The sequence below is a fragment of the Prevotella sp. AGR2160 genome, assembly GCF_000424185.1.
In the GTDB taxonomy this organism is placed as follows: Bacteria; Bacteroidota; Bacteroidia; order Bacteroidales; family Bacteroidaceae; genus Prevotella.
This window is the reverse complement of the sequence record NZ_AUJK01000034.1, coordinates 1-8,877: the sequence shown is the minus strand read 5'-3', so window position 1 is coordinate 8,877 and position 8,877 is coordinate 1. Positions and strand designations below refer to the sequence as shown.

The window sequence follows — 8,877 nt, the reverse complement described above, 5'->3', positions numbered from 1 at the left end:
GAATGGGACGGTCTGATGAATATCTTCAAGAGGGGAGATTATCACCTGGACAACAATCTTGTGGAGAGGCTCAACAGATACATATCACTATCCCGAAGGAACTCGCTCTTCTTCGGCTCACATGCCGGTGCCAAACGGGCAGCTATGTTGTACTCGTTGGCCTGCTCCTGCAGATTACAGGGTATCAACTTCTTTGAGTATATCTCCGATATCATCAACAAGGCAGCCGCACTGCCGCCAAAGACACCTGACGAAAAATACCGTGAACTGTTACCCGACAGGTGGAAACAAACTCATATCGACCAGTAGCCGCTGAGCGATATTTTTTTTGGCTAGGCAGCTAGCATCGCGGATACGCTTACTTTTTAGAGGTTTCGTGATGAGAACGAATGCAAAAGAAAGTGCCGTAACTCCTTGGAATTACGGCACTTAGCTAATTTCTTGAACTTTTAGCAATAAATGTTAAAATTTTTCCGCGGAGAGAGAGGCTCCCGAACTTAATTTCTTAAGTTTCTAATGTTCAATCAGTTAGAGTCGTTGCATTTTGTCCTGTACCGTATATGTACCGAGTTCAGACCATCTGCTGACCCCTCTAATGACCCTCAGTCGGGTCTGAAAGAACGCTTATTTCTGGGTTCAAAGTTAGCAAAAAATGTTCGAACCACCAAATATTTGGCCAACAATCAGTTAGATTTATTTTCGGTACAGGAAAGGTGCAGGGTGCGCGGTACTATATATATAGGTACCGTGCACCCTGCACCTTGGCGTGTGAATTTATCTTGGCAATGCTTTGATAACGTCTTCCGGCAGCATGATGTTACAATCAGCCTGGGACTTTGGCTTTTCTCTGAGGAAAAGCACATAGACGATATTCTTTCCTTGAGCGAACGGAGCCTTTGATGTCTTCGCCTTCAGCTTTTCCAAAAGCCGGTCCGCATAGTCTGCTGAAGCCCATTTGCATTCACCTACGAGGATGGTGTTCTTGTCCTCATAGTCCTGAGCGACTACATCGAACTCCAAGTCTTCAAATCCTACGGGAGTCTTTTTACCTTCCTCATAAACCGGAGCCTTTCCCCACCACCGGCTTGCCATATCCCAAGGATGGCCAAAGAGATCATTTCCGGAAACGGCCAGCTGACAGAGCGACTCCCATATTTTGCCTACAAGCTCAGGGAAACCTTTCTTAATTTTATCCTCTACACGTTGACGTCTGCCAACAACAATAGAAGATTTGTTAGGTTCTATAAATTTATAATAGAAAGACAGGAACGGATCATCGATCTGATACAGCGTCTTCTTAGACTTTTTAGGGCTCTCGCCAAATGGCACTTCTCTCCTGATGAACGCCATTTCTATGAGGTTGTTGATAGGCTTGCCAAGTTCAGCAGTTTTCTTTCCCATAGCATCGGCGATAGAAGAGTATCTGTGTCTGCCACTGCCGATAGCCGTCATAATAGACGAGTAAGGCGCAACATCCATTGCATCGTCCAGAAATAGCTTGGATGGTTCGTCCAGTAGCACGCCATTGTCCGTCAATATGAGCTTTTGAATAGCATCCCTTAATGATCTGCAATTTGAACGGTAGCTCCAATATTGTGGTACGCCGCCCCAAACACTATACTCCTCAATAAGCGACTTAGCGTCCATCTTCATCTCATCATACCAATAAGGGAGTCGGATAGGTTTCAGACAGAATTCTTCTTCAGCTCTGCCGTACAATGGCTCAGAACTCTTGATGAGTGTCTGCATCATTCGCTGTGAGGAACCGCAGATGATGATGTTGCAACGCAGGCCTTCACCTCCTATGATGCGCCGGTCGACTACTCTTTGTAGAGTAGAGGGCAAAGATGGATCTTTGAATACCATCAAAGGAAACTCGTCCAGGACTAATGTGGCATTCTCGTCGCAATAGCGGTTGAATGCAAGAATGATGTTTTCCCAGCCTGTATAAATTGATACGTCAAAACCAGTGTAAACTGAGCCTATAGTATGGGCAAGCAGTTCTATCTGTGTTGCCTTTTCTGCGAGGCTGGCTTCATAATAAACATCATTGTCCTTCAGCACCTTTCTTATAAGTGTTGATTTTCCCAGTCGTCTTCTGCCATATAAGACAACAAATTCAGGCTTATCCGAACTAAGAGCTCTTTGCAGCCTCTCTTGTTCATCTATTCTATCAATGAAATCCATTTTCTAATTAACTATTTTCAAAATTACTTTTTGCAAAAATAGTAAATTCCAAAATACCTACCAAACTTTTCAAGGAAAAAATCTATCACAATATGAATGAACTCTGCTTATGTTTATTGTTGACGAAGAAATCATATCGTTCTAATTTTTGTAGTACATCAAAGCTTGACTAAGTGGTTGCCAGTAAAGAAAAATTGAATTACAGCTTAAAAAAAAGAAAAAACATTTGCACAAGCAAGAAATAATTCGTAACTTTGTCACGAAAACAAAATATTGCTAACTATAAGCCAAGGCAAGGCAGAGTGAGGACCTATAAAGAACTCTCCGCATTCGAATTATGCAAGTTCATTTAGAAATGAGTATTGGTATAAAGTTCATTGGCATTCAGATTTCCAGATCAAAAGAGATAACCTCGATGTCCATGCTTTGGCATTAGTCATCTCACAGCTCCCTGACATTCAAAGAGAATGGAAGAAATATTCTGATAGGATAGATAAAATCTGGAATGAGATAAAGTAATCTATGCCGATAACAATAAATAGTAAGGAACTTCTGGAGGTGCTGAGAGTTACACCTCCAGAACAGAATATTATGCTCGCTGGGCGCCACGGAATAGGTAAGTCACAGATTCTGACTTCCTATTTCGAGGAGCTTGGGATGAAAGTTGTTGCACTATTCTTGGGCCAGATGAGCGATCCGGGTGATCTGCTTGGACTCCCTGAGAAAAATGCAACGACAGGCACTACTGACTTCATGCCGCCATATTGGTTCCCTGTTGATGGCAAGCCCATCGTACTTTTTCTTGATGAGTTGAACAGAGCACGTCCTGAGATATTACAAACAGTTATGGACCTTGCTCTCAACAGAAAGTTGGCAGGGCGAAAGTTACCTGAGGGTAGTAGGATCATCTCGGCTGTCAATGAGGGTGAAGAGTATCAACTTACTGATCTTGACCCCGCGCTGGTATCAAGATTCAACATCTATACTTTCCGCCCCACAGTAGATGAGTGGCTGGTATGGGCTGAGAAGACTGGACTTGACTCTAGAGTGGTCAACTTCATTCGTGTGCATCCTGAGCTTCTTGATCATAGTGCCGACAGTAGCGAAGATCAGGGTTTGGATAAAGATCCTGACCGTCGGGCATGGACAAAAGTCGCTGACATCATGAAGAATGTCACCAATATAAGTCCCGTGCTCATCAAGATAGTAGGTGGTGTCGTAGGCATTCATGCTGCAGAGACCTTTTACAACTTTCTAAATCAGAAGTCACTCATCGCAGCTGAAAAGATTCTGACTGATTATCCAAACGTAAAAAAAATAATGAAGGACTATGAGTTGCATCAGCTCTGTGTGGTCATTGACAGTATTTACGAGTTTGCTGATGCGGGGGCACTGGATAGTCTCGATATCACCATTGTAAAGAAGAATTTGACCGCTTTTCTGAAAGAACTACAGAAAAATAATCAAGAGGCTTTTGCTTATTTTATTTCTGATTTCACCAGCGACAAATATTCTAAATTGCAATTATTCATAGCAGGTAATCTGGCAGGAATATACAACAGGATTAATAAGTTCATCATTGATCAATGACAGTTGAGAAGAGAATAAGAGGCATCTGCGATGAATGGTTCCTTACCGAGCCAATCTTCTATAGCGTTTACTGCAGTCTTCAGCTTAGGTCTAATCCTAAGATGGAGTGTCGTATTCGCTCAGGGGAAAGACGCATCGAATATAACCCTACAATGATCAAAGCATTGTCTGACAATGCTCTTAAGAGCACGTTGTATATTGAGATGATCCGCATAGTTCTCAAGCATCCTTATCTGCGAAAACCGAAGGGGGCATCACCTTCTGCCATACTTGCGGGTAGTGATTGCGCCATATCACAATACTATACTTATTTACCGGGAATTCATACTCCTAAGGAATTCAATCTGCCAAATGGTAAAAGTTACGAATGGTATGTCCGTATGATAGCTGAGCAACAGAAACAGGAAAACACAGAAAATACTCCTGCCGGCAAACAACAATCAACAACTGGAGACGGCTCTGATGAACAGTTAACTACAGAGGACGAGAAAGCCTCATACGTTGAATTGTGGGCACAGGATGAAACATTACAGGCTGACATTAGCTCATTGCTGAACAATAGCCAGATGTGGGGATCAAGCTCCGCCTCCTTGAAAGGTATCATTAAAGATGCAGGCAAGGGCCGAATAGATTATAGGAAAGTCCTTTCCGGTTTTAGAGCTTCTGTGCTCAGTGAAAGACGCAAATTGACAAGGATGCGGCCGAGCAGAAGATTCGGATTCAAACAGATGGGATCTGTGTATGATTTCACCACACAGCTACTCGTTGCTGTTGATGTAAGTGGCTCTGTTTCGGATGAGGACATCAGTAATTTTCTTCATGTCATAGACCGGTTCTTCAAATATGGCATCACACGTTGCGATGTCATCCAGTTTGACACTGACGTCAACACACAACCGGAAGGACTGAAATGTGTTCTAAAGAAAAAAAAATTAAACTCTTTCGAAGCAATTGGAAGAGGTGGTACTAACTTCCAGCCCGTCATAGATTATGCGACAACACACACCAACTACGATGGTCTGCTGATCTTTACTGACGGTGGCGCTCCTACGCCCACGATACCATCATCCATGAGAACAAAGATAGTATGGGTATTCTATAATGACGATGATATGTACAAGCATATTGATAGATTAGGGCAATTGGGAAGAATTTGCTGCATACAATAGCTCTCTATCGGGACATAGTTGTAAAATTATTGGCCTTTCAGCCATCACTATAGCAATGTGGTGATGGCTGGATCGGTTTCGACTCATGTCTTACCGATGTATATCTCCTGCTCATTAACAATCATCTTACTTGGCATCAAAAAGATCAGCATCAGATAATCAGATTCAAACTTACACTTGAACTCATCTTCAGATAATAGCCGAACTTCTTTTCCTTCAAGATTAGGCTTCTTGATATTATTATAAAAAGTTTCTTCCTTAGGGCGAATTTTACCATTAATCAAGGCTTGTGGAACAGAATAGACATGGTGAACCATATAGTTGTTCTGATCAAAGAAATGCCCAACGGCATTCAGATATGGCTGGATGGACAGATAGTCTTCAGGATTAAAGACAAGGTAGATATCACCGTGATATTCATCGTCGACTTCGCGTACTTTTCGATAATCCCCCCGGACCATATGCTGACTGCTACGATGCCAGGTAGGATGCTTATACCTCTCCCTTTGGTAGATATTATCTGCTATTTTTTCAAAGACTTTTCTAAATTCGCACTTCTCCATATCGAAGAAAATTATTAAATTTGCAATTACAATGATTTCTGAGCATATAACATATCGTAATATCACAATGAGTGATCCCCTCTACGACACAGTAGTTGCCGCCTTCGCAGATGTCTTCGGGCTAAGCAAAGGCAGAATAGACTATAGCATTCGGAGAGAGGACACGCCTGTGTTATTATTTATGTTCGACGGCAAACCATGTGCCGTAGCGCAATATTCTGTATTTGACAAATATATGTTCATCTACTTCCTTACGGTATTACAGGAATTCAGAAACAAAGGACTCGGCAAGCAGATACTCCATATCATGTGGAACTTTTATCCTCAACTCATACAAGTCGGTATGATGGAGTGCTACAACAGAGACAAGTTCCGTCATTTCCATGCCGCAGCAGGATACGAGGATACTGGCATTACCATTCCTTTCTTATGGACCTTGGATAAAACCATAGATTGCTTTATCATTACCCATGGTGGTGACATCTCCAAAGAAGACGCCATCCACCTTTTGAGAGAAATGTGCAAGAGAGCAGGAATTATAGACTGCGTGAAATGTTAAGCATGGTAGTTAAGACCATGCCATTTCATCATCTTCTATCTCTTCGCCTGCATATGCTCTATCAAGGGCCTCGTATTCCCCATTATCTCCAACTTCTGAAATCATAACGGGATCATCCGGCTCCGTACGGTATCCATAATCGATGCTATTCTCAAGCAGGTATTTGGTCATGTCAGTCTCTCCTGATTCCTTGAAGTCATCCATGTACTTTGGATTGTTGCCCAGTCTTTCCATCAGATATTTGACGACATCATCATTGGTTGCAAAGAAGGTCCATGTTTCCTCCTCAGCACCGAGGTAATTTACGAAATACTTGTTGAAGAACTTGTGTTCTATATCATCCGTATACAGTTCACAACAACCATCAATGGTTCCCCAAAGGCGGTAGCACTTTACGTCATTGGTAAGGAACTTGTCGATCGCTGCTGCTACGCCAATGTTATTGGTCATTTGGCCAATGAATCTAAGATTCCCATTCTCATCAATTGATGATTTAGCCCAGATATCCAAAGAATTATTTAAATTCTTCCAACCATCCGAGATCTTTTCCAGTGACTTGCGGTTCCCCACAACGACACCTCTTACTATAAACTCCATGCTCATAGTTCGTGATATTTTTAAAGTTTGACTTATAGCTGTGGTAAGATATTGCCTATAAAGTACTTGATTTTATTGTCGAATGTTGCCTTGGATCCGGCACTGTATGCTCCAGAAAGGACTTTCTTCCATTCTCCATTGGCAGCACCTGATGGGTGCGGCATGCTCACAATGTTGGCATTTGTGCGTAGATGAAACTTCGTGAACATAGCGTTCGCGGACTTGCCCCAAAGCAGGATACTATCTGGCTTTACAGAGTTTATTTCATTCTGAAGGAGCTGTACAGCCAGCTGCTTCACACTCTTCGTCTTACGTCCGACCTTAATCCAGAACTTGTAGGCATCAGTAAGATACACGCTTTTGCTAGCTCGAATAATGTCCTCGAACATCAAGTGATAGAGCTTAACACCTTTATACTTTTTGCCGAATTGGACCGCATAAGGAAGTCCGAAGACTACCTCCGTTGCTGCATTGTACCCGCTTGGCAACATAAGATCATGAGGATCTCTGAGCGGGTCCTGCCCTAAGATCAATACTGTCTTTTTAGGGGCGTCCACATTGTCCGAGAGCATGACAGGAAGATCTATGCCGGAAATAGTGGTTCCATTATTTATACTGTTTGGTAAAGAAGAGAAAGCAGCTTTTGCTCCCTTCGTAAACTGACCATTCTCATACTGTGTTCCAATATGAGTACTGATTTGAGACATTAAAGTCTGACTTGCTCCAAAATAGTTGGCTATCAAGTTGAGTGTCGGATAGCTGAGATTTATACTCATCATGCTTCTTGTTTTGAATTACGTTGCAAAGATAAGCATTATACGCTGATGTCTCATCTAACTCTATACGTATAAATTCTTTAATTCTGCATCGGTTGAGGCGCAGTATTCATCTTTCCATTTATCAGCAACTCAAGTACGGAAACGTCTATGAGCTCTTTCGGAATATTTAATGAATATAACTTTCTTCTCTTATTTTCAGGATTCTGACATGTATTTATAATGTAATAGTCAAGCTTGTCATTGTTTTCGCAAAGTGCAAGCACCTCTCTGACCTTACTATTAGCATTGGTAAGGGACTGCTTCCATATATCAGCAAGAATTTTGTTGTCAACGACATCTGGGTTCTTCTCAAATTCACTTTTCCAACTCGGACTTGGAGGAAAGACTTTTGAGTGGATAGTGTACCACCCTTCTAAAATATCTTTATTATCCTTATCCACACGTGGATGCAAAAGGAAATACATATAGAGGCTCTCTGCATTACGGTCACCGAATTTAATCTCATGAGGTTCTTCATTTGGATCAAACCGATTGTAAAATTCTATACCACACAAAGCTCGATTGGAACATTTTGGTACTATGCTTATGCCATATTTAGGATAAGAATCAGAGAATTTTGCCGCAACGTCCTCGCTTGATTTTATTATCTTTTCCGACTGTAGCTTGGGTGATTGCTTGGAAGCAGCAATACTCTCTATCACCTCCTGGAATGCGCGCTCTGTCATTTGACTTTTAAGAATTGAAAACCAATCAGGGGCGCCAGCTTTCGCCATCTCTATGATTTGTTCAATAGATTTCCGGGCATCTTCATCAGTATAATCCTTTACAGTGATGAGATGAGTAAGCCCATCTGAGCTATTGCTGCCCAGATTTGCACGATGCCGAATCTTATAAAGGTCAAAATCATCTTGGATGATCTCAAGGATATCTTTATCTTGAGCTATCAACTTTCGGCGCAAAGCCTCTATCAAGTTTTGCAAAACGTTTACCATAATCTTAATATTTTACTACATTGTACGTCGGTTGTAGCGTCGAATTACTCTTCTTACTCATTATTATTTCGGCAAGCATTTCTGCCAATCCATTGAGATCATTCGGCCCAAGGGGGATTGTCCGTGGCAGGCGGATGCCGCTGCCTAACCAAAGAACTTGATATGATAGCGTGCTAAAACTATTTTTTTTGCTTACCTTTGCGGTCATGGAACAAGAAAAGATAGACTTCTACAAAGGTTTAGCGATATATATCCTCCCCGAGGGCGTGACTAACTACTTTGACGTGGTGGACTTCAACGAGCAGCCAGCCAAAGATCACGGGAAGCTTTACAAGACCGAGCTTCACATATATCTTGATGAGAAGGACAATCGTCCAGAGGGCTTTGATGGCGTCAAGTCAAACGGCTTCGGTGAAGAGAGGATGATATACGACTTCCCTG

General features: G+C 42.1%; 9 protein-coding genes and 1 pseudogene. 5 read left to right on the top strand and 5 right to left on the bottom strand.

The window, feature by feature from the left end:
- Positions 1-309, top strand: a 309-nt coding sequence (locus tag G604_RS0112315; RefSeq protein WP_028910818.1) for an IS66 family transposase, incomplete at its 5' end; no start/stop codon positions are given.
- A 465-nt stretch (positions 310-774) separates the two neighbouring features.
- Here the strand turns inward: G604_RS0112315 and G604_RS0112310 are convergent.
- Complete coding sequence (locus G604_RS0112310; protein ID WP_028910817.1) at positions 775-2,187, bottom strand: ATP-binding protein; 1,413 nt, start codon at positions 2,185-2,187, stop codon at positions 775-777.
- Between the two features lie 522 nt (positions 2,188-2,709).
- On the opposite strand from G604_RS0112310, the gene G604_RS0112305 reads away from it, so the two are divergent.
- Together G604_RS0112305 and G604_RS14885 are read left to right on the top strand one after the other, a co-directional pair.
- Positions 2,710-3,777, top strand: coding sequence for an AAA family ATPase (locus G604_RS0112305; protein WP_028910816.1), 1,068 nt, complete (start codon positions 2,710-2,712; stop codon positions 3,775-3,777).
- Complete coding sequence (locus tag G604_RS14885; RefSeq protein WP_028910815.1) at positions 3,774-4,946, top strand: VWA-like domain-containing protein; 1,173 nt, start codon at positions 3,774-3,776, stop codon at positions 4,944-4,946. Before G604_RS0112305 ends, G604_RS14885 begins: the two co-directional genes overlap by 4 nt.
- Before the next feature lie 83 nt (positions 4,947-5,029).
- On the opposite strand, the gene G604_RS0112295 is transcribed toward G604_RS14885, so the two are convergent.
- Positions 5,030-5,509, bottom strand: coding sequence for a hypothetical protein (locus tag G604_RS0112295; protein WP_028910814.1), 480 nt, complete (start codon positions 5,507-5,509; stop codon positions 5,030-5,032).
- Between the two features lie 31 nt (positions 5,510-5,540).
- Between G604_RS0112295 and G604_RS15740 the strand changes: the two genes are divergently transcribed.
- Positions 5,541-6,068 carry a GNAT family N-acetyltransferase gene (locus G604_RS15740; RefSeq protein ID WP_028910813.1) on the top strand — a complete coding sequence of 176 codons (528 nt, stop codon included), beginning with the start codon at positions 5,541-5,543 and terminating at the stop codon, positions 6,066-6,068.
- A 9-nt stretch (positions 6,069-6,077) separates the two neighbouring features.
- Here G604_RS15740 and G604_RS0112285 read toward each other — a convergent pair whose 3' ends face one another.
- From G604_RS0112285 to G604_RS0112275, 3 genes are all read right to left on the bottom strand, one after another.
- The gene (locus G604_RS0112285; protein WP_028910812.1) at positions 6,078-6,665 is read right to left on the bottom strand and encodes a hypothetical protein; all 588 of its coding nucleotides are present in this window, start codon (positions 6,663-6,665) and stop codon (positions 6,078-6,080) included.
- A gap of 32 nt (positions 6,666-6,697) precedes the next feature.
- Positions 6,698-7,444, bottom strand: coding sequence for a uracil-DNA glycosylase family protein (locus G604_RS0112280; RefSeq protein ID WP_028910811.1), 747 nt, complete (start codon positions 7,442-7,444; stop codon positions 6,698-6,700).
- 77 nt (positions 7,445-7,521) lie between these two features.
- On the bottom strand, positions 7,522-8,436 hold the full coding sequence (locus G604_RS0112275; RefSeq protein ID WP_155941956.1) for a hypothetical protein: 915 nt from the start codon (positions 8,434-8,436) through the stop codon (positions 7,522-7,524).
- Positions 8,437-8,642: 206 nt separating this feature from the next.
- On the opposite strand from G604_RS0112275, the pseudogene G604_RS0112265 reads away from it, so the two are divergent.
- A pseudogene (locus G604_RS0112265) lies at positions 8,643-8,877 on the top strand (DDE transposase); the annotation flags it as partial.

What these genes read in the sequence shown, in the direction of transcription:
- G604_RS0112310 (WP_028910817.1), bottom strand. Translation starts at nt 2,187, where the DNA reads ATGGATTTCATTGATAGAATAGATGAACAAGAGAGGCTGCAAAGAGCT.
- G604_RS0112305 (WP_028910816.1), top strand. Translation starts at nt 2,710, where the DNA reads ATGCCGATAACAATAAATAGTAAGGAACTTCTGGAGGTGCTGAGAGTT.
- G604_RS14885 (WP_028910815.1), top strand. Translation starts at nt 3,774, where the DNA reads ATGACAGTTGAGAAGAGAATAAGAGGCATCTGCGATGAATGGTTCCTT.
- G604_RS0112295 (WP_028910814.1), bottom strand. Translation starts at nt 5,509, where the DNA reads ATGGAGAAGTGCGAATTTAGAAAAGTCTTTGAAAAAATAGCAGATAAT.
- G604_RS15740 (WP_028910813.1), top strand. Translation starts at nt 5,541, where the DNA reads ATGATTTCTGAGCATATAACATATCGTAATATCACAATGAGTGATCCC.
- G604_RS0112285 (WP_028910812.1), bottom strand. Translation starts at nt 6,665, where the DNA reads ATGGAGTTTATAGTAAGAGGTGTCGTTGTGGGGAACCGCAAGTCACTG.
- G604_RS0112280 (WP_028910811.1), bottom strand. Translation starts at nt 7,444, where the DNA reads ATGATGAGTATAAATCTCAGCTATCCGACACTCAACTTGATAGCCAAC.
- G604_RS0112275 (WP_155941956.1), bottom strand. Translation starts at nt 8,436, where the DNA reads ATGGTAAACGTTTTGCAAAACTTGATAGAGGCTTTGCGCCGAAAGTTG.